A 22,400-nucleotide genomic window follows, 5' to 3' on the forward strand; every position below is an offset into this window, starting at 1 on the left:
TGTAACAGTACGTTCGTACTGTTACCTTACTGCGAGTTCTCCTCATCCGGAAGCCCGCCGGACATCTTGGCCGCGACCTCGGCGGCGATCTCGCGCACCAGCTCCGCGTCGGTGCCCGGGTCGGGGCGGACCTGCAAGACCGTTCCGTCCCGGCCGGGCAGCTTGCGCTGGATGAACCACGCCCCGCCACCGGGCAGCTCGCGGTAGTGCCGCGAGCGGATCGAACCGGTGACCCTGCGGTGCACGGCCTGCGGCAGCTTTCCCGGCGCTTCGACGACGTAGCGGCGGGGCCGCAGGTCGGCCAGGAGCACCGCGGTGCCCGCTTCGCCGACCTCCTCCGCCTCGACGATCTCCAGCGCGCCACCACCCCAGGTGGCCTTGGAGACCAGGTGCCACCCGATGCGGCGCGGGCCCTCCGGCTCGGGCACCCACAGCCCGAGCGAGGTGGCCAGCAGGTGCCCACCGCCGCGCACGGTCGCCGCCGCGCCGACGGTCTCGTCGCGCTCCAGCTCGCCGGTGAAGCCCTTCGGCACGCCGCTGAGCAGCCGTTGCAGGAAGCCGATCACGCCGCACCGCCCGCGGCCTGGTTGCCGAGCGCCTTGTACCACTCCTCCATCGCCACCAGGTCCCCCCACAGCGCGCGCGCCTCGTCCGGGTGCTCCATCGGCGAGACCCGCTGCAACCGCGACTTGATGTCGGCGATCTGCTTGGCCACCAGTTCCCGCTGCAACGCGGCGAGGATGGCGGAGGCGTAGCGCTCGGCGGCGGCGTTCTTGTTCGGCAGCGGCATCGGCTCGACGCTCAGCTCGCTGACCAACTTGCGCACCGCCTCCCCCTGGCACTGCTTGGAGACGGCCTCCAGCAGCTCACCGCCGCCGAGGCCGGAGGCGGTGCCGCCCGCGTCGATCACGGCCTGGTGCAGGGCGGCGTAGGCCGGGTCGGTGAAGACCTCGACCGGGAGCGAGTCGTACATCGGGCCCGCCAGGGCGGGCTCCTGCAGCGCCAGCTTGAGCACCTCGCGCTGGGCGTGCAGGCGCGGGTTGCGCGGGTCGGGCCGGGCCGGGCCGGTGGTCTCGACGGCGAGCGCGCCCTGGTTCTGGTCCACCTGGGTGCGCGAGGACCGCCGGGCGGTGCCGCCCGCGCTCTCGCGGACCCGGCGGACGACCGCGGCGGTGTCGTCCCAGCCGACCCACCCGGCCAACTGGCGGGCGTACTCGTCGCGCAGCGAGTGGTCCTTGATCCGGGCCACCATGGGCACGGTGCGGCGCAGCGCGTCGACGCGCCCCTCGGCGGTGTCGAGGTCGATCTTGGCCAGCTCGGAGCGGATGGCGAAGCTCAGCAGCGGGGTCCGCCGGGCGACCAGGTCCTTGACCGCGACGTCGCCCTTCGCCTGGCGCAGCTCGCAGGGGTCCATGCCGTCGGGGGCGATGGCGATGAAGGTCTGGGCGGCGAACTCCTGCTCGTCGTCGAAGGCCTTGCGGGCGGCCTTCTGCCCGGCCTCGTCCCCGTCGAAGGTGAAGATCACCTCGCCGCGGAAGGCGTCGTCGTCCATCAGCAGCCTGCGCAGCACCCGGATGTGGTCGGCGCCGAACGCGGTGCCGCAGGAGGCCACCGCCGTGGGCACGCCCGCCTGGTGCATGGCCATCACGTCGGTGTAGCCCTCGACGACGACGACCTGGTGGCGCTTGGCGATCTCCCGCTTGGCCAGGTCGAGCCCGAACAGCACGTTGGACTTCTTGTAGATCGGGCTCTCGCTGGTGTTGAGGTACTTGGCCTGGATCTGGTCGTCGTCGAAGAGCCTGCGCGCGCCGAAGCCGACCACGTCGCCGCCGATGTCCTTGATCGGCCACAGCAGCCGCCGGTGGAACCGGTCGATCGGCCCCTGCCGCCCCTCCTTGACCAGGCCGCCCTTGATCAGCTCGGCCACCTCGAAGCCGCGGCCGAGCAGGTGCTTGGTCAGCCGGTCCCAGCCCGCCGGGGCGAACCCGCAGCCGTACACCGCCGCGGCCGCCTCGTCGAAGCCGCGTTCGGCCAGGAACTCCCGCGCGGTCACGGCCTCCGGGCTGCGCAGTTGCTCGGCGTAGAACTCCGCCGCCGCCTTGTGCGCGTCGACCAGCCGCGACCGGGTGCCCCGGTCGCGCTGCACGCTGGCGCCGCCGCCCTCGTAGGTCAACTGCAACCCGACCCGTTCGGCGAGGCGCTCCACCGACTCGACGAACGACAGGTGGTCGATCTTCATCACGAACGCGATGACGTCGCCGCCCTCGCCGCAGCCGAAGCAGTGGAACGTCCCGTGCGTCGACCGCACGTTGAACGACGGGGTCTTCTCGTCGTGGAACGGGCACAGCCCCTTGAGCGCGCCGCCGCCCGCGCGCCGCAACTGGACGTACTCGCCGACGATCTCGTCGATCCGGCTGCGCTCGCGGACGAGTGCTATGTCGCTTTCCCGGATGCGTCCTGCCACGGTCGTCAAGTCTATGCGCGTGCGCCGACTCCCGGCTTTCAGGTCACTCGGCCCCGCCGCCCCCTCCCCTCCGCTGCCACCGACTTCCTCCCACCGGCCACGCCCGCGCACCGGCACGTCCTGGTTTCGCCGATCTCCTCCCAGCTCGCTCGTCCTGTTCGTCGACCACTCCCCCACCGCCGCCGCCGGTGCCCACACCCGCCCCTACCATGGGCGCGTGCCAGCCGACGCCGACCTCGCCGCGCGGTTCGCCGAGCACCGCACGCACCTGGTGGGCGTGGCCTACCGCCTCACCGGCACCCTGGCCGACGCCGAGGACGCGGTGCAGGACGCCTGGCTGCGCCTGTCCGGTGTGGACGAACAGACCCTGCAGGGCATCCGCGACCTGCGCGCTTGGCTGACCACCGCCGTGGGCAGGCTGTGCCTGGACCGGCTGCGGTCGGCCACCGCCCGCCGCGAGCGCCACGTCGGCCCGTGGCTGCCCGAGCCGATCGTCACCCCGCTGCCCGGCGCCCCCGGCCCGGCCGCCGCCGAGGACCCGCTGGACGTGGTCGTCCGCGACGACGGCGTGCGGCTGGCCGCCCTGGTCGTGCTCGACCGGCTCACCCCGGAGCAGCGGGTCGCGCTGGTGCTGCACGACGCGTTCGGCGTCCCGTTCGGCGAGATCGCCGCCACCCTGGGCTGCTCACCCGCGGCGGCCCGCCAGCACGCCACCCGGGCCCGCAGGGCCGCGGCAGCGGCGGACCCGCCACCGCGGGTGCCGCTGCCGCAGCAGCGCGAGCTCGTCGAGGACTTCCTCGCCGCCCTGGCCTCCGGTGACCTGGCCAGGGTGGTGGCCCTGCTGCACCCGGACGCCGTGCTCACCGGGGACGGTGGCGGCAAGGCCCGCACGGCGCGGCAGCGGGTGGTCGGCGCCGACCGGATCGGCCGGTTCCTGCTGGGGCTGCTCGCGATGTACGGCACCGCCGCCCTGGCGGGCGGGCGCCTGGTGCTGGTGAACGGCGACCTGGGCATGGTGCTGCCCGCGACCCCCGGTGGTGACGGGCACCGGCCGCTCGGTGCCCGGGTCACCACCTTCGCGGTCCGGGACGGCCGGATCGCGGAGGTCTACGACGTGGTCAACCCGGACAAGCTGACCAGGGTCACCGGGTCGGCACCCGGCACGCCTCCCCCGAGCTGAAGCCCTGGTCGACGATGCCGAGCGTGCCGTTCATCCTGGCGCGCATGTTCTCCAGCGCGATCTGGTAGGTCAGTTCGAGCACTCCCTTCTCACCGAACCGCTCCCGGAGTTCGGCGAACTGCGCGTCGGTGACGCCGACCGGGGTGTCGGTCATGGCGTCGGCGTAGGCGATGGCCAGCCGCTCGTCGTCGGTGTAGGCGGACGAGGTGGCGTGGTCATCGATGTGGGCGAGCCGCTCGACGTCCAGCCCGTCGAGGCGCTGGAGCATGGCGCCGAAGTCGACGCACCACGAGCAGCCCAGCCGCTGGGCGACCCGGTACACCGCCAGCTCGCGGACGGCGGCGGGCAGCACCGTGGACGCCCGTTGGGCGGCGAGCTCGTGGACGACGTTCGCGCCCATGAGCCCGCGGTGGTGGGCCAGCACGGTCAACGGCTCGGGCACGGCCCCGAACCGCTTGGCCGCGAACCGGTAGAGCATCCGCAGCACCGGACCACCCGACTTGCCGTCCACACCGTCGATACGGGCCATCTCGGGCTCCTCCGTCGCAGGGCCCCGTCGGGGGCCGTGTACTCGGGAGACGAGGTACCGGGTCGATGTGTGACAGCCGGTCGGAACGGGATCAAGAACGGGATCAGGACGGGTCCGTCACCCTCGCCACGAAGTAGAGCACGCCGGTACGACGATTCCGGACCAGGAACAGGAACGGCCGGTCCACCGCGACCTCCAGCGGCTCGCCGACGGACAGGCTGACCGCTCGCATCATGACCGCCGTGGCCGCCGCGCCCTCGAAGCCCTGCTCGTCGACCTTGAGCACCGCCTCGTGGACGACCTCGTCCACCGCCAGCCGGTCCGGGCTGATCCCGCTGAGGTCCGCCTCGTCGGTGAAGACCGCCCGGACGCCCAGTCCGGACAGCGCGGACCGCAGCTTCGCCTCCGACCGCACCGCCAGCCTCGGCAGCCGCAACGTGATCATGGCCCGGCCCTTCGCCTCCACCAGCGCCGCCAGCGACTCGCCGGTCAGCGTGGCCTCGGCCTCGGCGAGGTCGCCGTCCGGCAGCAGGACGAGCGCCTCCACCTGCCCGGCCCCCGGGAGCCGCACGACCTGCCACCCGTCGACCGCGGCGTACCCCAGCGTCTCGGTCAGCGCCATGGTGGGCACGTCGACCGGTCCGGATGGGGTGCGGAACGGCCGCGGCTCGGTCCCGCCCTCGGCGAACCTGTTGCGCCACGCCACTTTCAGGTACAGCGCGTTCACCAGCGCGGAGACCGTCGTCGCGCGGACGTCGCCCGGTTTCAGCAGCTCGTCGATCAACTGCCGGGTCGTCTCGGCGACGTCGGCGTTGATCGTGCGGCGGGCGCCCTCGGTGTCGTCGCGGAACGACACCGCGCGCACCCCGCCGGACATCCGGGACGCGAACCCCTCCTCGACCCGGATCGCGGGGTCGACCCACAGCGTGTTGGCCACGGCGAGGGTCATCCGGTCCTCGCCGTCGTCCGGTTCGGTCGCCCCCGCCAACGCCCCGTGCAGCTCGTCGAGGTCGCCGAGCAGCGCGGTCAGCTCGGCGCGGGTGTCCCCGCGGGCCCCTTCCGCGAGCAGGCCGAGCGCGCTGGCCACCGAGAACGGCGACCAGCACACCTGCTCCGCGGGGTCGGGCGCGACGGCGCGGAGCAGGGCCAGGGTGAAGTCCAGGTGCGACACGCGTCCGAGTGTGCCGGCTCAGCGGCCGGGGGCTCGGTGGTTGTCCACAAGCGCGGCGTGCCAGACCAGCGCCTGCGAGTCCGTCAGCGACGCGACCTGGTCGATGACCACCCGCAACCGCGCCGCGTCGTCCGCCGCCTCCGCCCAGGCCGGGCGGAACGCGGGCTCCAGCACCTCCGCCGCCCGCCGCACCAGCACCGCGACCAGGCTGCTGAGCAGTTCGCGCTGCCCGGCCTGCAGGGCCAGCCGGTCGGGGTCGCTCATCACGTAGCGCACCGCCATCGCCTTGAGCAGCGCGACCTCGGCGGCGACCCGCCCGGGTACGACCAGGTCGGCGGCGTAGCGGGTCAGCGGCCCGTCGCCGTGCGCGCGGCGGGTGCCCGCGACGACCGCCGTGGCGAACCGACCGACGAGTTCGCTGGTCAGCCGCTTGAGCGCGACCTGGGCGGCCAGCGAACCGTCGTACTCCCGCGCGACGAGGTCGGCGACCGGGGACAGCCCCAGCAGCTGCGCCGCGGCCTCCTCCAGGCAGGAGACCGGCTCGGCGGAGAAGTGCTTGGCGGCCAGTCCGGCGATCACCGCGCGCTCCGCCGGGTCGGCCAGCGAGGCCAGCGAGATCCGCCCGGCGCGCACCCCGTCCTCGACGTCGTGCACCGAGTAGGCCACGTCGTCGGCCCAGTCCATGACCTGCGCCTCCAGGCAGCGGCGGTCGTCGGGGACGCCGTCGCGCAGCCACCGGAACACCGGCAGGTCGTCGTCGTAGACGCCGAACTTGACCACCCCGGCGCGGCGCGGCCATGGGTACTTCGCGGCCGCGTCGAGCGAGGCCCGGGTGAGGTTGAGGCCGTGGCCGAGCACCTTCGGCTCCAGCCGGGTCAGGATGCGCAGGGTCTGCGCGTTGCCCTCGAACCCGCCGCAGGGCTGGGCGGCGAGGTCGAGCGCCCGCTCGCCGTTGTGGCCGAAGGGCGGGTGGCCGATGTCGTGGGCGAGGCCCGCGGTGTCGACGACGTCCGGGTCGCAGCCCAGTTCCTCGGCGATGCCGCGCCCGATCTGGGCGACCTCCAGGGAGTGGGTCAGCCTGGTCCGCGGGATGCCGTGCGCCTCGGAGCCCTCGTTGGGCCCCACGACCTGGGTCTTGCCCGCGAGCCTGCGCAGCGCCGCCGAGTGCAGGACCCGGGCGCGGTCCCGGCTGAACGGCGTGCGCACGGGGGCCCGCGCACCGGGCAGGCCCGCGCCCTTGTCCGGCTCGGCGACCAGCCGTTCGCGGTCGTGCGCGCTGTAGCCGTTGTTCACCCGGAGAGGGTACGTCCCGGGGGCGTCAGCCGACTTCCTGATCGAGGGCGATGCGGTCGGCGGAGGCGTGGGTGCCGCGGTAGTACAACAGGGCGGCGGTCTCGCGGAGGATGTAGCGGGCCTGGGTCTCGCGCGTCTGCACGATCGGTCCGGAGTGCGTGGGCGAGGTCCAGGCGTCCAGCCCGGCGTCCTCGGCCATGGTGCGGGCGCGCAGCGAGTGCCAGGGGTCGCTGACGATCACGGCGGACTCCCAGCCGCGGTTCATCACCTCGCCCGCCACGGCGTGCAGGGTGCCCAGGGTGTCGTTGCCCTCGCTGACCTGGATGACCCGGTCGTCGGGCACGCCGTGGTCGACCAGCCAGCGCTTGCCCGCCTCGGCCTCGCTGTAGCGGTCGCCCTCCCGCCTGCCACCGCCGGTGACGATGTGCTCGGCGACGCCCTCCTCGAACAGCGCCTTGGCCTGCCGCAGCCGGGCTTCGAGGACCTTCGACGGCCTGCCGGCGTACTGGGCCGCGCCGAGCACGACCACCACGTCGGCGCGGTCGCGGTCGTCGATGCGGGCGACCTGCCAGACCCGGAACGCGGTGCCGCCGACGACGAGGAAGCCCATCAGCACGAAACCGACGAGCAGCCTGCGCAGGAACCGGCGCACCGGGTGGGGGTGGGGGGGCACTCCGACATCCTTCCAGGACCGGGGACGAGCCGTGGTGCGGCGAACACGCTACGCGCAGGGTATGACGTCCGTGGCGGCCGGGGGTTGCCCGACCCCCGAGTTGTCCACATCCCCCGAATCCATCCACAGGTTCGCGACTCGCCTTCCCGCCCGCCCGCCGAGCCGGTTTCCTCGAAGCCATGACAGCGAACCGAGCAGTCCTCGACCTCGACCACCTGCCCGCCCTGTTCCCGCACGGCGTGGCCCGCTCGTCCGAACTGGTCGCACTCGGCCTCTCCGGTCCCCGGATCGCCGCCCGCTGCGCGCCCCGGGGCCCGTGGCAGCGCCTCGACGAAGGCGTCGTCCTGCTCAGCGACGCGCCGCCCGCGCGCACCCAGCGGTTGCAGGCGGCGCTGCGGGTGGCCGGGCCGCACGCCGTCGTCACCGGCCGGGAGGCCCTGTGGCTGCACGGGATGGCGGTGCCGCCGCTGGGCGCGATCCACCTGCTCGTGCCGTCGTCGGCGCGCGGGCGGTCGGACGGGTCGGTGGCGGCCGAGCGCACCGACCGGATGCCGGACACGCTGTGGCGGCGGGGGTTCCCCACCGCTCCGGCCGCCAGGGCGCTCGTCGACGCGTGCAGGCGGACACCGTCGGTGGAGGAGGTGCGCGCCCTGGCACTCGGCGGCCCGGTGCCGCTCGCGGCGATCCACCGGGAACTGGCGTCCACCTCCGCGACCGGCGTGGGCGCGCTCCGCCGCGTGCTGTCCGAAGTGGACCGGGGAGTCCGGTCGGCGGGAACGCGGATCGCGGCGTCGCTGGTGGACCGCGCGGGGCTGCCGCCACCGCGGTGGTCGGTGCGGCTGAGCACGCCGAACGACGTCCACCTGGGCATCGTCGACGCGTGGTGGGACGAGGTGGGGCTGGCCTGGGACGCCGACCTGCACCGGCCGTGGGCGCCGAGCAGCCACCGGGCCACCCTCACCCGGGCGGCCAGGCTGACCGCGGCCGGGGTGATCCCGGTGCACACCGCGCCCGCCCGCATCCGGGACGACACCGCGGCGGTGGTCGCCGAACTGCGGGGCGCGTACCGGCTCGCGGCGGACCTGCCGCGCCCGGAGGTGGTGGCGCACAAGGGGTGAACCGGGCCACCGGCAGCGCGCGGGACCGACGCGGACGGAGCCCGCCTGCTGCCGGTGGGGGTCGATACCAGTCGGAACAGACGTCGGTGGTCGGGAGACGGGGGGTGGATCAGCAGCCGATGAGGTGGGCGGCGAGGTAGGACTCGAGGCGGTCGAGGGAGACCCGCTCCTGCGACATGGTGTCCCGCTCGCGGACGGTGACGGCGTGGTCGTTGAGGGTGTCGAAGTCGACCGTCACGCAGAACGGCGTGCCGATCTCGTCCTGCCTGCGGTAGCGGCGGCCGATGGCGCCCGCGTCGTCGAAGTCGGTGTTCCAGTGCTTGCGCAGCGCGGCGGCCACGTCCCGGGCCTTGGGCGAGAGGTCCGCGTTGCGCGAGAGCGGGAGCACGGCGGCCTTCACCGGGGCCAGCCTGCGGTCGAGGCGCAGCACGATCCGCTGGTCGACACCGCCCTTGGCGTTGGGCGCCACGTCCTCGGTGTAGGCGTCGAGCAGGAACGCCATCATCGGGCGGCCGACACCGGCGGCGGGCTCGATCACGAACGGCCGGTAGCGGGAGTTGGTGGCCTGGTCGAAGTAGGACAGGTCGACGCCGGAGTTGTTGGAGTGCGTGGTCAGGTCGAAGTCGCTGCGGTTGGCCACGCCCTCCAGCTCGCCCCACTCCTGCCCGTCGAACCGGAAGCGGTACTCGATGTCCACCGTCCGCTTGGAGTAGTGCGAGAGCTTCTCCTGCGGGTGCTCGTAGATGCGGAGGTTGTCCTTGGCGATGCCCAGGTCGGTGTACCAGCGCAGGCGCTCGTCGATCCAGTACTGGTGCCACTCCTCGTCGGTGCCGGGTTCGACGAAGAACTCCATCTCCATCTGCTCGAACTCGCGGGTGCGGAAGATGAAGTTGCCCGGGGAGATCTCGTTGCGGAACGACTTGCCGATCTGGCCGATGCCGAACGGCGGCTTGCGGCGGGAGGTGGTCAGCACGTTCAGGAAGTTCACGAAGATGCCCTGGGCGGTCTCCGGGCGCAGGTAGTGCATGCCCTCCTCGGTCTCCACTGGCCCGAGGTGCGTCTTGAGCATCATGTTGAACTCGCGCGGCTCGGTGTACTCGCCGCGGGTGCCGCAGTTGGGGCAGGGGACGTCGGAGACGTCGTTCTCGGCCACGTCCTTGCCGGTGCGGGCGGCGTACTGCTCGGCGAGCTGGTCCGCGCGGAAGCGCTTGTGGCAGGAGGTGCACTCGACCAGGGGGTCGTGGAAGGCGTTCACGTGGCCGGACGCCGTCCAGACCTGCTTGGGCAGGATGACCGAGGAGTCCAGGCCGACGACGTCGTCGCGGCCCTGCACCACGGACTTCCACCAGGCGCGCTTGATGTTGTCCTTGAGCTCGACGCCGAGGGGGCCGTAGTCCCAGGCGGACCGGGTGCCGCCGTAGATCTCACCGCTCGGGTAGACGAAGCCCCTGCGCTTGCAGAGGTTGACGACGGAGTCGAGCCGTTCGGCGGGCACTGACCCTCCATGCGGGGGAAATCAAAGGTCGGCGAGGGTGCCCAGGGTAGTCCGCGGCGGCGGTGGGCCGTACGGCGCCCGCCCGGTCGGTCACAGCACCGAGAAGGCGATTCCCACGAGCAGCGCCAGCACCAGGGCGCGGCCCGCCCGCTGCCCGGCCGAGAGCACCCGCCAGGTGCCCGCGAGCAGGGTGACGACCCCGGCGGCCAGCAGGAACAGCAGTCCGGCGCCGACCGCGCCGCGCACCAGGACCCCGGTCGCGAACACGGCGACCACGACCAGGAAGGCCAGTGACGGTGACACCCTCGACAGCGGGCCGCGGCCCGCCGGCAGTGGTGCTCGCATCGGGCGCTGCGGTGGCACGGTGCCTCCCGGTCGGTGACGGCTGCGTGGGCTACCGTTCTGCATCCTCGCACCGAACACCACCGGAAGGCGCGCGCGTGCTGCTGATCGCCCGGTTCACCGTGACCGACCCCGAGCCGTTCACCGCCCGGGCCGAGCGGGCGCTGGGGTTGCTGCTGGCGCAGCCCGGGTGCGTGCGCGGGCTGCTCGTGCGCTCGACCGAGGACGCGGGCTCGTGGGCGTTGACCGTGGAGTTCGAGTCGGTGGCGGCCTACCGGCGGTCGCTGTCGCCGTTCGACGTGCGCACCGAGGTGATCCCGTTCCTGGCCGAGGCCGACACGACCGAACCCGCCGCCTTCGAGGTGGTGGTGGAGGCCGCGCCCGGGTCGGTCCGCAGGCACACCAGCCTGCTGGCCGCCGACGCGGGGACGGTGCGGTTGGGCGAGGCCGCGGGGCCCACCACGGCGCGGTGACCCCACCCGGTCGACCGGCGGTCCACTCGGCTGTGAGCAGGTGCAATCCCGGCTCCGGCGGAAACGGCCTAGGATGTTGACAACGGTAACCATCACCCCGGGCCAGGCCAGCAGGAGAGGACGATGTCGATCGTGACCTCGGACGCCGCGTCGCGGGAACTGCCCGTCGCTCCCGAGCGGCACGACCACTCGCCCGACCGGCCCGCGCCGCAGCAGTTGCCGCGCAGGCCGGTGAGCACGCTGAGCGCGGCGGGCGACCTGCTGCGGGCGCTGGCCGCTCCGGTGCGGATCGCCATCGTGCTGGAGCTGCGCGCCGCCGACCTGTGCGTGCACGAGCTGGTCGAGGCGCTGGGGGTGGCGCAGCCGCTGATCAGCCAGCACCTGCGGGTGCTCAAGTCGGCCGGGGTCGTGCACGGGGAGCGGCACGGCCGGGAGGTGGTCTACCGGCTGGTCGACGAGCACCTGTCGCACATCGTGGTGGACGCGGTGGCCCACGTGGAGGAAGGCGAACGCCGGTGACGACGGACCGATCCTCGGCAACGGTGCCGGGCAGGCGTTCGACCCGCCAGCGCACCGCCGTGGCCCAACTGCTCGACCAGCTCGACGACTTCCGCTCCGCCCAGGAACTGCACGAGGAACTGCGCAAGCGCGGCGAGGGCATCGGCCTCACCACGGTCTACCGCACCCTCCAGTCCCTGGCCGACGCGGGCGAGATCGACGTGCTGCGCACCGACAGCGGCGAGGCGATCTACCGGCGCTGCTCCAGCCATCACCACCACCACCTGGTGTGCCGCTCCTGCGGGCACACCGTGGAGGTCGAGGGCCCCGCCGTCGAGCGCTGGGCCGACCGCATCGCGGCGGAGAACGGCTTCTCCCAGGTGAGCCACACCGTGGAGATCTTCGGCACCTGCGAGCGCTGCGCCTGAGCACCACCCGCCCCAGCCGCTGAGACCACAGGACGGGTGCCACAGCCAGGCCGTGTGTCCGAGAGCGGGACGGTCTCGGTGGTGCCAGTGGTGGGCGGCTACTGCTCGTACGGGTTTTCCGGCTGCGGTACGGGGGTGACACCGAGGAGCGACAGGGTGGGGATGTAGTCGTTCTCCTTGGTCGCGCTGCCGGGGGCGAGTTTGCCGACGGCGTCGATCCAGGTGTCGTTGGGCAGGGTGTCGACCGAGCGGCCGTCGAGGCGGACTCGGACCGGGAAGGCGTCGGCGGCGCAGCAGGCGATGCTCAGGCGGGCGAGGTGGACGTCGTCGCCGTCGTGGACGATGAAGCCGGTCAGGCGGACGGTGCGGCTCTCCAGGGCGCGGGAGCGGTCGAACGCGGCTCGGGAGGCGAAGTCGGCCATGCCGAGCGGGAGGACGTCGCCCGGGGGCAGGTCGGGGTAGAGGGCCGAGTCGGTGGTGGCCGAGCGGGCCACTGCCGCGCCGCTGTCGGCCCGCTTCACCGAGTCGGCGCCCAGGGCGGGTGGGGCGATCAGGAAGATCGCCAGCACGGGGAGCAGGAGCAGCCACGCGCTCCGCGCCGAGTGCTGGTGCTCCCCCGCGTGGTCGTCGCCCGCGAGGCCGTGCCCGGCGTGGTCATGCTCAGCCTGACCGTGCCCCGGTTGGCCGTGGTGGGCGGCGTGGGCGGCATGGTCGTGCCCTGGTTGGCCGTGCTCGGCGTGAGCGTGGACGTGGTCGGCGTGGGTGTGCCCTGGTTGGCCGTGCTCGGTGTGGTCTTGCCCGCTATGGGCGGGGAGGGGCTGGTCTCGGGGGGTGCGGGCGGCGGAGACCAGGTCGCGGGTGATGGAGACGGCGGCGAGGAGCAGCATCACGATGCCGCCCGCGATCAGCCAGTACTGGTGCGACGGCTTGACGTAGAGCAGGTAGGTGCCGGTCAGGGCGATCTTGAGCAGGGCACCGCCCACCAGCACCAGCAGGACGTTCTGCGTCTCGCGCCTCATCCGGCACCTCCCAGGAAGACCACACCGGACACGACCGCGCAGGCGGTGGCCACCACCAGGGTCGCCGGGGCGAAGCGCAGGGCGAACGCGCGGCCGAACGTTCCCGCCTGCAGGGCGAACAGCTTCACGTCGATGGCCGGGCCGACCACCAGGAACACCAGCTTCGGCAGCAGCGGCATGCCCGCGATCGACGCCGCGACGAACGCGTCGGCCTCGCTGCACAGGGCGAGGAGGACGGCCAGGGCGGCCATGACCACGATGCCCAGCACCAGCTGCGAGCCCAGCGAGTCGACCCAGGCCCGGGGGATGACGACGTTGAGCACCGCCGCGGTGAGGCCGCCGATGACCAGGAACCCACCCGCGTCGACCAGGTCGGCGCGGGAGGTCTCGAAGAACATCCGCCAGCGGGTGCGGCCGTCGGGCTCCGGGATGCGGCGCAGGGCGCGTTCGACGATCCAGGCCGCCTTGCCGAAGCGGGCCCACAACCAGCCCATCACCACCGCGGTCGCCAGCGACCCGGTGAGCCGGGCGAGGACCATCGCCGGGGCGTTGGGGAACGCCACGCTCGTCGCGACCAGCACGATCGGGTTGACCGCGGGCGCGGCGAGCAGGAACGCCAGCGCCACCGAGGTCGGCACCCCCTGCTGCATCAGCCGCCGCGCCACCGGCACCGCCGCGCACTCGCACGTCGGCAGCGCCACCCCGGCGATGCCCGCCACCGGCACCGCCACCGCCTCGCGCTTGGGCAGCAGCCGGTCCAGCAGCGACGCGGGGACGAACGCGGCGATGGCCCCGCTGATCAGCACCCCGAGCACCAGGAAGGGCAGCGCCTGCACGCACACGGCCACGAAGATCGTCGCCCCGGTGCGCACCGCGGGCGCGTCCAACCACGAAGCGATCCACTGCTGCCCGAGCAGCGCCAGGACCAGCAGCGCGCACAGGATCTCCAGCGAGGTCACCCGCCGCGACCGGGTGGGGCCCGCCGCGGGGGGTGGCTGCGGGTCCAGGGTCGCGGTCCGGCCCGGGGCGCCTTCCCGCTCTCCGGCGGGCGCAGCGGCCCCGGGAACCGGGGACCCTGCGCCCGACGGGGCGGACGCGGCGGACTCGGCGGAGGCCGCGATGGACCCGCTGACGACCAGGGCGGACTCACCGGAGACCAGGGCGGACCCGCCGAAGGCCGGAGCAGGCCCGGTAGAGACCGGAGCAGGCCCGCCGAAGGCCGGAGCAGGCCCGCCGGAGACCGGAGCAGGCCCGGTAGAGACCGGGGCGGACCCGCCAAAGGCCGCGGTGGGTCCGCCCGAGGTCGGGGTGGGGTCGGCGGAAGCCGGAGCGGAGTCGACAGAGGCCGGGGTGGACCCACCGGAAACCGGGCCGGACCCGCCCGAGGCCGGGGTGCGCCCGCCCGAGGTCGGGGTGGGCCCAGCGGAGAGCGGGGTAGGCCCGGCGGCGGTCGGGGTGGGCCCGCCGGATGCCGCGGTGGACCCAGCGGGGACCGGGGCGGACCCGCCCGAGGTTGGCGTCGGGTCGGCGGAGGTCGGGGTGGGGTCGGATGTGGTCATGGGTGCCTCGTGGGGTCCGGTGGGGTGGGGCCGGGGTGCTGTTCGATACCCAGAGGGCTGTACTCGTCGGTAAGGGACGCTTTTCCTCGATCAGGTGGTGGATTCACCCAGGAGATCGATGCGGAGCTGACTGGCGGTAGACACGACCAGCATCAGGAGCGTGCCCAGGGCGGTGACCTCCAGGCCGTCGGCCGGGAAGGCGTAGCGGAGGGTGACGTCCATGCCGCGGTCGGAGTGCACGACGCCCAGGGTGCCGAAGAGGCCCTGGCCCGCCCGTTCGGCCGCGGAGACCGCCAGGTTCTGGTCCTCGGGGAGGTCCCAGGCGACGACGCAGGTCAGGCTGAGGACCGTGAGGCCCTCCGCGAGCTGCATGGCCTGCACGGCGCAGGGGACCTCGCCGTGGCGGAAGGTGAGGGCGCCGTCGTCGTCGACGTGGACGTCGTGGAAGGTTTCCAGAGATTGGCGGGCCTTGGTGAGCAGCGTCGCCTCGGTGGTGGCCTCGGTGGTCATTGCTGTCCTTCCAGGAGGAGCTTGCGCGCCACTTCCTCGGAGTCCGCGGCGGCGCCGAAGCGGCGGTCGCGGCGGGCGTAGTTCTCCACGGCGGCCCACAGGTGCAGGCGGTCGAAGTCGGGCCAGAGGATGTCCTGGAAGACCAGTTCCGCGTAGGCGGACTGCCAGAGCATGAAGTTCGAGGTGCGCTGCTCGCCGGAGGGGCGGATGAACAGGTCCACGTCGGGCATCTCGGGCTGGTAGAGGTGGCGGGCGATGGTGCGCTCGTCGACCTTCTCCGGGTTGATCTTGCCCGCGGCGGCGAGGCGGGCGATCTCGCGGGCGGCGTCGCCGATCTCGGCGCGGCCGCCGTAGTTGATGCACATCGCCAGGTTGAGCACGTCGTTGCCGCGGGTGCGCTCCTCGGCGACCTCCAGCTCCTTGATGACGCTGCGCCACAGCCGGGGGCGGCGGCCCGCCCAGCGCACCCGCACGCCCATGTCGTCGAGCTCGTCGGTGCGGTCGCGGATGACGTCGCGGGAGAAGCCCATCAGGAAGCGGACCTCCTCGGGGCTGCGCCGCCAGTTCTCGGTGGAGAACGCGTACAGCGACAGCCACCGCACCCCGAGGTCGATGCAGCCGCGGGCCACCTCGACGACCTGCGCCTCGCCGCGCTTGTGGCCCTCGACCCTGGTCAGGCCGCGCTGGTTGGCCCAGCGGCCGTTGCCGTCCATGACGATCGCCACGTGCCGGGGCACGAACTCCAGCGGGATGGCGGGCGGTCGCGCGCCCGAGGCGTGCGGTTCCGGCGGGCGCACCGGGCGCCCCTCCTCGATTCTGCTGACCCGCCGCCGACGCAGCACGACCACTCCTTCACGACACCAGGGGACTCGGCGGTCAACAGTACGAGCCCCGGGAAACCGGGGGGCACGCGGAGGTCGGTTGTCCACATGCGCACGGGAGCACGGGTCAGGGCCTGCGCCGCTCCACCAGCGGCAGCGAGCGCAACTGCCGCTCCAGGTGCCACTGCAGCAGCGCGGCGACCAGGCCGCTGGCCTCGCGGCGGGCGGCGTCGGTGGCGCGCTCGGCGACGGCCCAGGTGCCGTCGGCGAGGGCGGCCATCAGGGTCAGCACCTCGTGGGTGGGGCTGGCGGAGCCGGGGGGCTTGCACCTCGGGCACACCGAGCCGCCCGCCTGGATGCTGAACGCCCGGTGCGGGCCGGGGTCGCCGCAGCGGGCGCACTCCGACAGGGCGGGGGACCAGCCCGCGAACGCGAGCGCGCGCAGCAGGAACGCGTCGAGCACCAGCGACGGGTCGCGGGTGCCGTCGGCCAGGGCGCGCAGGGCGCCGCCGACGAGCAGGTACAGCCGCAGGACCGGTTCGCCCTCCTCGGCGGACATCCGGTCGGCGGTCTCCAGCACGGCGCAGGCGGAGGTGTAGCGCTGGTAGTCGCCGACGATGCCCGCGCCGAAGGCGTCGATGGTCTGCACCTGGGTGATCACGTCGAGGGTGCGCCCGGTGTAGAACTGCACGTCGACGTGGGCGAAGGGTTCGACCCGGGCGCCGAGCCGGGAGGTGGTGCGGCGCACGCCCTTGGCCACGGCGCGGACCTTGCCGTGGTTGCGGGTGATGAGCGTGATGATCCGGTCGGCCTCGCCGAGCTTCTGCACGCGCAGCACCACGCCGGTGTCGCGGTACAGGCTCACCCCGGCATTCTCCCACCTCGGACGGAAAAAGCCCGCACGAGTCGTGCGGGCTCTTTCGGAACGGTTCCCCCGTGGGCGGCGAAGCCCGTGGACCTCAGTACGCGGAGAGGCCGACGATGAGGAAGATGATCGCCGCGACGCAGCCGATGCCGCCGAGGATGTTGCCGATGAGGCAGATGGTGCGCGTGGTGTTCGACGCGGACTCGGCCATCTGGTAGTTGCCCTGCATCTTGTACTGGCCGACCTCGTTCGACTTCATGATCGCGAGGATGCCGAAGAGCAGGCCGCCGATGAAGATGGTGGCGATGGCCCAGCCCTTGTAGTCCGGGATGGCGTTGATGTCGCCGGGCATGCCGTAGCCGTAGGGCTGCTGGCCGTAGCCGGGCTGGCCGTAGGGACCGGGCTGCTGTCCGTAGGGGCCGGGCTGCTGCCCGTACGGACCGGGCTGCTGACCGTACGGCGCGGGCGAGCCGTAGGGCGGCGACGGCTGGCCGTAAGGCGGCTGCTGCCCGTACTGCTGGGGCTGCTGGCCGTAGGGCGGCTGCGGGCCGTAAGGACTGCTCAACGGAGGTTCCCCCTAGAACTTTCGACTGGGTGCCGGTGAGGGTATCTGCTACCGCCGACAGGCGTAGTGGGACTGCGCTGATATGACTTTGGGCACCTGGACCGCTACACGTAGAGACCGAGCGCCGGGATGTTCCGGACGACGAACCACCCGCCGATGACCACCCCGGCCAGCAGCGGCGTCCACCGCCAGTGAATCCAACTGCGCACGTGCCGGGCGCGCACCCGGCTCACCGCCCAGGCCGCCGTGCTCCACGCGAACAGCACCAGGAACACCAGCGACACCGCGTTGTAGTGCAGCGCGTCCCCCAACCTGCCGTGCAGCAGGCTGTGGACCATCCGCACGCCCCCGCACCCCGGGCAGCACACCCCGGTCAGCGCCTTGGTCGGGCAGGCGGGCAGCCAACTTCCCGGTGCGGTCGGGTCCGACAGCACGACCACGACGCAGCCCGCGATCCCGGCACCGACAAGGGCCAGCGGCGCGGCCAGTGCCCGGCCCAGCGGGCGCGGCGGCACGTACACCGGGCGCCGCAGCGCGAGCGGCACGTCAGAAGCCCAGGCGGCGCAACTGCTTGGGGTCGCGCTGCCAGTCCTTGGCGATCTTCACGTGCAGGTCGAGGTAGACCTTCGTGCCCAGCAGCGCCTCGATCTGCTTGCGGGCGGTGGAGCCGACGTGCTTGAGCCGTTCGCCGCGGTGGCCGAGCACGATGCCCTTCTGGCTGGAGCGCTCCACGTAGAGCACCGCGTAGACGTCGAGCATGTCGTCGCGGCCCTCGCGCGGGTTCATCTCCTCGATGGTGACGGCGATGGAGTGCGGCAGTTCGTCGCGCACGCCCTCCAGGGCGGCCTCGCGGATCAGCTCGGCGACCAGGGTGGCCTCGGGCTCGTCGGTCAGCTCGCCGCCCGGGTAGAGCTGCGGGCCCTCGGGCAGGCGGGCCACCAGCAGGTCGGTCAGCGTCCGCACCTGGAAGCCGTCGACCGCCGAGACCGGGATCAGCTCGGCGAACTCCATCACTTCCTGCAACGCGAGCAACTGTTCGCCCACCTGGTCCGGGGTCACCAGGTCGGTCTTGGTGACCACGCCGATGACCGGGGTGCGCTTGGCGACCTTGGCCAGCTCGGCGGCGATGAACCGGTCGCCGGGGCCGACCTTCTGGTCGGCGGGCACGCACAGCCCCACGACGTCCACTTCGGACCAGGTCTCGCGGACGATGTCGTTGAGCCGCTGCCCGAGCAGGGTGCGCGGGCGGTGCAGGCCGGGGGTGTCGACGAGGACGAGCTGCGCGTCGTCGCGGTGCACGATGCCGCGGATGGCGTGCCGGGTGGTCTGCGGCTTGCTGGAGGTGATGGCGACCTTGCTGCCGACCAGCGCGTTGGTCAGGGTGGACTTGCCCGCGTTGGGCCTGCCCACGAAGCAGGCGAATCCGGAACGGTGTGCTGCGGCGGTGCTGGTCACCGGGTCATTCTGCCCTGTCGTCCCTGGACCGCAGACCCGGCGGGGTGATGCGGTGCAGTTCGAGGGTGTCCGACAGGGGCGCGGCCCCGGGTCCGCCCGCCAGCAACCAGCGCTCCAGGTCGGCGATGGCGTCCTCGCCGAGGACCCAGCCCAGCCACACCGGCTTGACGCCCTTGGCCTGCACGACCACCACGTTCGAGGTCTCGCAGGTGTCCAGGCAGGCGGCCACGCGCACGGTCGCGCCGATGGTGGCCGCGGCCTCGCGGATGCGGCGCAGGTGCGCGCCGTGGTCGGTGGTCGGGTGCTTCTTCACGGTGCCGCAGCAGCAGTCGCGGCAGACCGAGACCAGGGTGCTCACGCGAGCGTCTCGACGACCGCGCCGGACGGGTCGGCGCGCAGCACGGGCACCCCGGCGGTGAGGTCGCGGGCGGCTGCGACGGAGTCGGCGTCGACGGCGTCGGCGGCGGTGACGACAGCCGCGGCCTCCAGCCCCTGCGCGCCGCTGGACACCGCGGCGGCCACAGCGGCCTGCAACGCGGTGAGCGCCAGCGAGGGCAGGGCGACGGTGGCGGCGGCGTAGGTGCGGCCGTCGGTGTCGCGCACCGCGGCCCCCTCGGCGGCACCGGTCCTGGCCCGGCTCGACCTCGCCAGGGTCACGATCTTGGCGTCCTCCGGGTCCAGCTCGCCGTCAGCCACGCTCGCCGCTCCTCTCCCACTCCTGGTCGTCGGCCCCGGCGCGGTCGTCGCGGGCCTCGACGGTCTCGGTCGGGCGGACCACCACCGAGGTGATGCGCATCCGCCCCCGGTTGTCCTTGCCGCCCTCGGCCCGGAACCGTAGCCCGGCGATCTCGGCCTCCGCCCCGGGAAGTGGCACACGTCCCAGCCGCTGGGCGAGCAGGCCGCCGACGGTCTCCACGTCCTGGTCGTCGAGCTCCAGGCCGAACAGCGCGCCGAGGTCCTCCACCGGCAGCCGGGAGCTGACCCGCACGGCGCCGTCGTCGAGGTGCTCGACCGGGGGGCGCTCGTCGGCGTCGGACTCGTCGGTGATCTCGCCGACGATCTCCTCCAGGATGTCCTCGATGGTCAGCAGGCCCGCGGTGCCGCCGTACTCGTCCACGGCGATGGCCATGTGGTACTTCGACAGCTGCATCTCCCGCAGCAGGTCGTCGAGGCGCTTGGTGTCGGGCACGAAGACCGCCGCCGACATCACCCGCGCCACCTGCTGCGACTCCGCGGCGGACTCCATCGCGGTGCGCACGAGTTCCTTGAGGTTGACCAGGCCGACGATGTCGTCGACGCTCTCGCCGATCACCGGGATGCGGGTGTAGCCGGTGCGCAGCGACAGCGCCAGCGCCTGCCGCACCGACTTGCCCTGCTCGATCCACACCATCTCGGTGCGCGGCACCATGACCTCGCGGGCGATCGTGCCGCGCAGCTCGAACACCGAGTGGATCATCTCGCGCTCGTCGGCGTCGACCACCCCGCGCTCCTGGGCCAGGTCGACCAGCTCGCGCAGCTCCACCTCGGAGGAGAACGGCCCCTCGCGGAAGCCGCGACCGGGGGTGATCGCGTTGCCGACCAGGATCAGCAGCCGCGACAGCGGGCCGAGCACCGAACCGAGCACCCGCACCGGGCCCGCGGCGATCAGGCCGACGCCGTAGGGGTGCTGGCGGCCGATGGTGCGCGGGCCGACGCCGACGAGCACGTAGGACACCACGACCATGGCGACGCCCGCGACGAGCACCGCCACCCAGCCGGGGCCGATCGAGCGCAGGCACACCACGGTGACCAGCACGGTGGCGGTCAGCTCGCAGCCCAGCCGCAGCAACAGCAGCAGGTTGATGTGCCGGGGCCGTTCGGAGACGACGGCGAGGAGCTGGCGGGCGCCGGTGCGGCCCGCCCGCAGCAGCCCCTCGACCCTGGCCTTGGACACCGCCGAGAGCGAGGCGTCCGCCGCGGCGAAGCACCCGGCCGCGAGGACCAGCAGGACGGCGAGGACGAGCAGGCCCGCCGAGTCCGATGACAACGAGGCCTCCGGGTCAGGGGGTCTGGGGGGGTTGTTCGGCCTCGCCGAGGCCGACGGCGCCGAGCAGCTTGTCGTCCTCGACCCGCTGCGCGGCGCGGCGCTTGGCCTCGGCCGCGGCCGAGCGGAAGTCGGCGAGGATGCGCTTCTGCAGGGTGAACATCTCCCGTTCCTCGGCGGGTTCGGCGTGGTCGTAGCCGAGCAGGTGCAGCACGCCGTGCACGGTCAGCAGGTGCAGCTCGTCGAGCAGGGAGTGCCCCGCGGTGCGGGCCTGGTCCTTGGCGAACGCCGGGCACAGCACGATGTCGCCGAGCAGGGCGGGCCCGGCGTCGGAGGCGTCCGGGCGGCGCGTCGAGTCCAGCTCGTCCATCGGGAAGGCCATCACGTCGGTGGGCCCGGGCAGGTCCATCCAGCGCTCGTGCAGGTCGGACATGACGTCCAGCTCGACCAGCAGCACCGACAGCTCGGCCAGGGCGCTGACGTTCATCCGGTCCAGGGCGAACCGGGCCGCGGCGACGATGGATGCCTCGTCGACCGCCACACCGGACTCGTTGGCGATCTCGATACTCACCGCGCCAGTGTCCCTGGTCGCCCCGCCGACCGCTCTCCCGGCCCTAGTGGCCGTTCTCCCGGGCCTGCGGGGACCGCCCGCCCGCGCGCACCGGGCCGCGGCGCTGGGTGGCCATGTCCTCGGCGCCCTGCCAGCGCTCGTAGGCGTCGACGATGTCGCCGACCAGGCTGTGCCGGACCACGTCGCTGCTGGTCAGCTCGGCGAAGTGCACGTCGTCGACGTCGGTGAGGATGTCGCGCACCACCCGCAGGCCGCTGCGGTGCCCACCGGGCAGGTCGACCTGGGTGATGTCGCCGGTGACGACCATCTTGGAGCCGAAGCCGAGCCGGGTGAGGAACATCTTCATCTGCTCCGGCGTGGTGTTCTGCGCCTCGTCGAGCACCACGAAGGCGTCGTTGAGGGTGCGGCCGCGCATGTAGGCCAGCGGGGCGACCTCGATCGTGCCCGCCTGCATCAGCCGCGGGATCGACTCCGGGTCCAGCATGTCGTGCAGCGCGTCGTAGAGCGGGCGCAGGTACGGGTCGATCTTGTCGAACAGGGTGCCGGGCAGGAACCCGAGCCGCTCCCCCGCCTCGACCGCGGGCCGGGTCAGGATGATCCGGCTGACCTGCTTGGCCTGCAGCGCCTGCACGGCCTTGGCCATCGCCAGGTAGGTCTTGCCGGTGCCCGCCGGGCCGATGCCGAAGACGATGGTGTTCTCGTCGATGGAGTCGACGTAGAGCTTCTGGTTCAGCGTCTTCGGGCGGATCGTGCGACCGCGCCGGGACAGGATGTCGAAGCTGAGCACCTCGGCCGGGCTCTCGGCGGTGCCCGCCGAGAGCATCGCGACCGTGCGCTTGACCGTGTCCACGCCCACCTGCTGGCCGCGGGCCGCCAGGGTCCCCAGCTCGGAGAAGACCCGCTCGGCGAACGCCACGTCGGACGGGACACCGGTGAGGGTGACCTCGTTGCCGCGCACGTGCACGTCCGCGTCCAGCAGGTCCTCCAGGAGCCGGAGGTTCTCGTCGCGCCGCCCGAGCAGGGCCAGGGTGGCGCCCTCGGGGATCGGGAAGCGGGACTGGGCGTCGTGCCCGGCGGTGGGCGTGTCGCTGGGGCGCTGCTCGGGAGTACCCGTCACGTGGTCTCGGTCCTGCCTCTGCTCGTCTCCGGCCTGCTGGTCAGCGGGCTGCCTGTGCTGTGAATGCTAGACCTCGGGGCCGACACTCCGCACCGGAGAAACGGGTCCAGGCCGTGTTTCGGAAGTCTCGTTCGATGAGAGTCGTGATCGAGGCGGCTTCTAGCCGGGATGGACACCGTGCGGGGCGAGGGCGCCGATACCGGGGTTGTATCGGTGTCCTCGTCCCGTGCC

Annotated in this window: 26 protein-coding genes; 5 read left to right on the forward strand and 21 right to left on the reverse strand. The window is 73.1% G+C overall.

From position 1 onward, the window contains the following. Nucleotides 1-26 precede the first annotated feature (26 nt). Nucleotides 27-563 carry a hypothetical protein gene (locus UO65_RS28950; RefSeq protein ID WP_035288857.1) on the reverse strand — a complete coding sequence of 179 codons (537 nt, stop codon included), beginning with the start codon at nt 561-563 and terminating at the stop codon, nt 27-29. After that, on the reverse strand, nt 563-2,464 hold the full coding sequence (dnaG, locus tag UO65_RS28955; protein ID WP_035288792.1) for a DNA primase: 1,902 nt from the start codon (nt 2,462-2,464) through the stop codon (nt 563-565). The genes UO65_RS28950 and dnaG overlap by 1 nt, the downstream gene beginning before the upstream one ends. A 217-nt stretch (nt 2,465-2,681) precedes the next feature. Between dnaG and sigJ the strand changes: the two genes are divergently transcribed. Beyond that, on the forward strand, nt 2,682-3,644 hold the full coding sequence (sigJ, locus tag UO65_RS28960; RefSeq protein WP_035288794.1) for an RNA polymerase sigma factor SigJ: 963 nt from the start codon (nt 2,682-2,684) through the stop codon (nt 3,642-3,644). Here sigJ and UO65_RS28965 read toward each other — a convergent pair. From UO65_RS28965 to UO65_RS28980, 4 genes are all read right to left on the reverse strand, one after another. Beyond that, nucleotides 3,607-4,173 carry a carboxymuconolactone decarboxylase family protein gene (locus UO65_RS28965; protein WP_035288796.1) on the reverse strand — a complete coding sequence of 189 codons (567 nt, stop codon included), beginning with the start codon at nt 4,171-4,173 and terminating at the stop codon, nt 3,607-3,609. The two genes, sigJ and UO65_RS28965, sit on opposite strands and share 38 nt — an antisense overlap. Before the next feature lie 103 nt (nt 4,174-4,276). Beyond that, nucleotides 4,277-5,344 (reverse strand): serpin family protein, encoded by a 1,068-nt coding sequence (locus UO65_RS28970; protein WP_035288798.1) that lies wholly within the window; start codon nt 5,342-5,344, stop codon nt 4,277-4,279. Between the two features lie 18 nt (nt 5,345-5,362). Next, nucleotides 5,363-6,637 carry a deoxyguanosinetriphosphate triphosphohydrolase gene (locus UO65_RS28975; RefSeq protein WP_035288800.1) on the reverse strand — a complete coding sequence of 425 codons (1,275 nt, stop codon included), beginning with the start codon at nt 6,635-6,637 and terminating at the stop codon, nt 5,363-5,365. Nucleotides 6,638-6,662: 25 nt separating this feature from the next. Beyond that, complete coding sequence (locus UO65_RS28980; protein ID WP_052021918.1) at nt 6,663-7,247, reverse strand: YdcF family protein; 585 nt, start codon at nt 7,245-7,247, stop codon at nt 6,663-6,665. A gap of 242 nt (nt 7,248-7,489) precedes the next feature. On the opposite strand from UO65_RS28980, the gene UO65_RS28985 reads away from it, so the two are divergent. Then, a complete protein-coding gene (locus tag UO65_RS28985; RefSeq protein WP_052021914.1) occupies nt 7,490-8,428 on the forward strand; it encodes a hypothetical protein in 939 nt (312 codons plus the stop codon). Nucleotides 8,429-8,537: 109 nt separating this feature from the next. On the opposite strand, the gene UO65_RS28990 is transcribed toward UO65_RS28985, so the two are convergent. Both UO65_RS28990 and UO65_RS28995 read right to left on the reverse strand, forming a co-directional pair. Beyond that, nucleotides 8,538-9,923 (reverse strand): glycine--tRNA ligase, encoded by a 1,386-nt coding sequence (locus UO65_RS28990; protein ID WP_035288804.1) that lies wholly within the window; start codon nt 9,921-9,923, stop codon nt 8,538-8,540. Between the two features lie 90 nt (nt 9,924-10,013). Then, complete coding sequence (locus tag UO65_RS28995; protein WP_035288806.1) at nt 10,014-10,268, reverse strand: hypothetical protein; 255 nt, start codon at nt 10,266-10,268, stop codon at nt 10,014-10,016. 95 nt (nt 10,269-10,363) lie between these two features. On the opposite strand from UO65_RS28995, the gene UO65_RS29000 reads away from it, so the two are divergent. From UO65_RS29000 to UO65_RS29010, 3 genes are all read left to right on the forward strand, one after another. Continuing rightward, nucleotides 10,364-10,738 (forward strand): antibiotic biosynthesis monooxygenase family protein, encoded by a 375-nt coding sequence (locus tag UO65_RS29000; protein ID WP_052021915.1) that lies wholly within the window; start codon nt 10,364-10,366, stop codon nt 10,736-10,738. Between the two features lie 123 nt (nt 10,739-10,861). Further along, a complete protein-coding gene (locus UO65_RS29005; RefSeq protein WP_035288808.1) occupies nt 10,862-11,257 on the forward strand; it encodes an ArsR/SmtB family transcription factor in 396 nt (131 codons plus the stop codon). Further along, complete coding sequence (locus UO65_RS29010) at nt 11,254-11,664, forward strand: Fur family transcriptional regulator (protein WP_035288810.1); 411 nt, start codon at nt 11,254-11,256, stop codon at nt 11,662-11,664. The genes UO65_RS29005 and UO65_RS29010 overlap by 4 nt, the downstream gene beginning before the upstream one ends. A 98-nt stretch (nt 11,665-11,762) precedes the next feature. Here the strand turns inward: UO65_RS29010 and UO65_RS29015 are convergent, their stop codons facing one another. The 13 genes from UO65_RS29015 to UO65_RS29075 form a co-directional block, all read right to left on the reverse strand. Beyond that, nucleotides 11,763-12,683 (reverse strand): TIGR03943 family putative permease subunit, encoded by a 921-nt coding sequence (locus UO65_RS29015; RefSeq protein WP_035288812.1) that lies wholly within the window; start codon nt 12,681-12,683, stop codon nt 11,763-11,765. Next, complete coding sequence (locus tag UO65_RS29020; protein ID WP_035288864.1) at nt 12,680-13,690, reverse strand: permease; 1,011 nt, start codon at nt 13,688-13,690, stop codon at nt 12,680-12,682. Before UO65_RS29020 ends, UO65_RS29015 begins: the two co-directional genes overlap by 4 nt. A 642-nt stretch (nt 13,691-14,332) precedes the next feature. Further along, on the reverse strand, nt 14,333-14,752 hold the full coding sequence (locus tag UO65_RS29025) for a hypothetical protein (RefSeq protein ID WP_035288814.1): 420 nt from the start codon (nt 14,750-14,752) through the stop codon (nt 14,333-14,335). Further along, nucleotides 14,749-15,594, reverse strand: coding sequence for an isoprenyl transferase (locus UO65_RS29030; RefSeq protein ID WP_035288866.1), 846 nt, complete (start codon nt 15,592-15,594; stop codon nt 14,749-14,751). Before UO65_RS29030 ends, UO65_RS29025 begins: the two co-directional genes overlap by 4 nt. Before the next feature lie 106 nt (nt 15,595-15,700). Continuing rightward, on the reverse strand, nt 15,701-16,438 hold the full coding sequence (recO, locus tag UO65_RS29035) for a DNA repair protein RecO (RefSeq protein ID WP_035288816.1): 738 nt from the start codon (nt 16,436-16,438) through the stop codon (nt 15,701-15,703). Between the two features lie 94 nt (nt 16,439-16,532). Beyond that, nucleotides 16,533-17,003 carry a CD225/dispanin family protein gene (locus tag UO65_RS29040; RefSeq protein WP_035288818.1) on the reverse strand — a complete coding sequence of 157 codons (471 nt, stop codon included), beginning with the start codon at nt 17,001-17,003 and terminating at the stop codon, nt 16,533-16,535. Between the two features lie 104 nt (nt 17,004-17,107). After that, nucleotides 17,108-17,548 carry a DUF2752 domain-containing protein gene (locus UO65_RS29045; RefSeq protein WP_052021916.1) on the reverse strand — a complete coding sequence of 147 codons (441 nt, stop codon included), beginning with the start codon at nt 17,546-17,548 and terminating at the stop codon, nt 17,108-17,110. Nucleotide 17,549: 1 nt separating this feature from the next. Then, entirely contained in the window at nt 17,550-18,458 is a 909-nt protein-coding gene (era, locus tag UO65_RS29050; protein WP_035288820.1) for a GTPase Era, read from the reverse strand. Nucleotides 18,459-18,462: 4 nt separating this feature from the next. Further along, nucleotides 18,463-18,816, reverse strand: a complete 354-nt coding sequence (locus UO65_RS29055) for a hypothetical protein (RefSeq protein WP_035288822.1) — start codon at nt 18,814-18,816, stop codon at nt 18,463-18,465. Continuing rightward, entirely contained in the window at nt 18,813-19,154 is a 342-nt protein-coding gene (locus UO65_RS29060) for a hypothetical protein (protein WP_035288824.1), read from the reverse strand. The genes UO65_RS29055 and UO65_RS29060 overlap by 4 nt, the downstream gene beginning before the upstream one ends. Further along, on the reverse strand, nt 19,147-20,484 hold the full coding sequence (locus tag UO65_RS29065; protein WP_035288826.1) for a hemolysin family protein: 1,338 nt from the start codon (nt 20,482-20,484) through the stop codon (nt 19,147-19,149). Before UO65_RS29065 ends, UO65_RS29060 begins: the two co-directional genes overlap by 8 nt. 13 nt (nt 20,485-20,497) lie before the next feature. After that, nucleotides 20,498-21,052, reverse strand: coding sequence for an rRNA maturation RNase YbeY (ybeY, locus tag UO65_RS29070; RefSeq protein WP_035288828.1), 555 nt, complete (start codon nt 21,050-21,052; stop codon nt 20,498-20,500). Between the two features lie 43 nt (nt 21,053-21,095). After that, on the reverse strand, nt 21,096-22,169 hold the full coding sequence (locus UO65_RS29075; RefSeq protein ID WP_052021917.1) for a PhoH family protein: 1,074 nt from the start codon (nt 22,167-22,169) through the stop codon (nt 21,096-21,098). Between the last annotated feature and the right edge of the window lie 231 nt (nt 22,170-22,400).

Origin of the sequence: Actinokineospora spheciospongiae, assembly GCF_000564855.1 — a bacterium.
Taxonomy (GTDB): Bacteria; Actinomycetota; Actinomycetes; order Mycobacteriales; family Pseudonocardiaceae; genus Actinokineospora; species Actinokineospora spheciospongiae.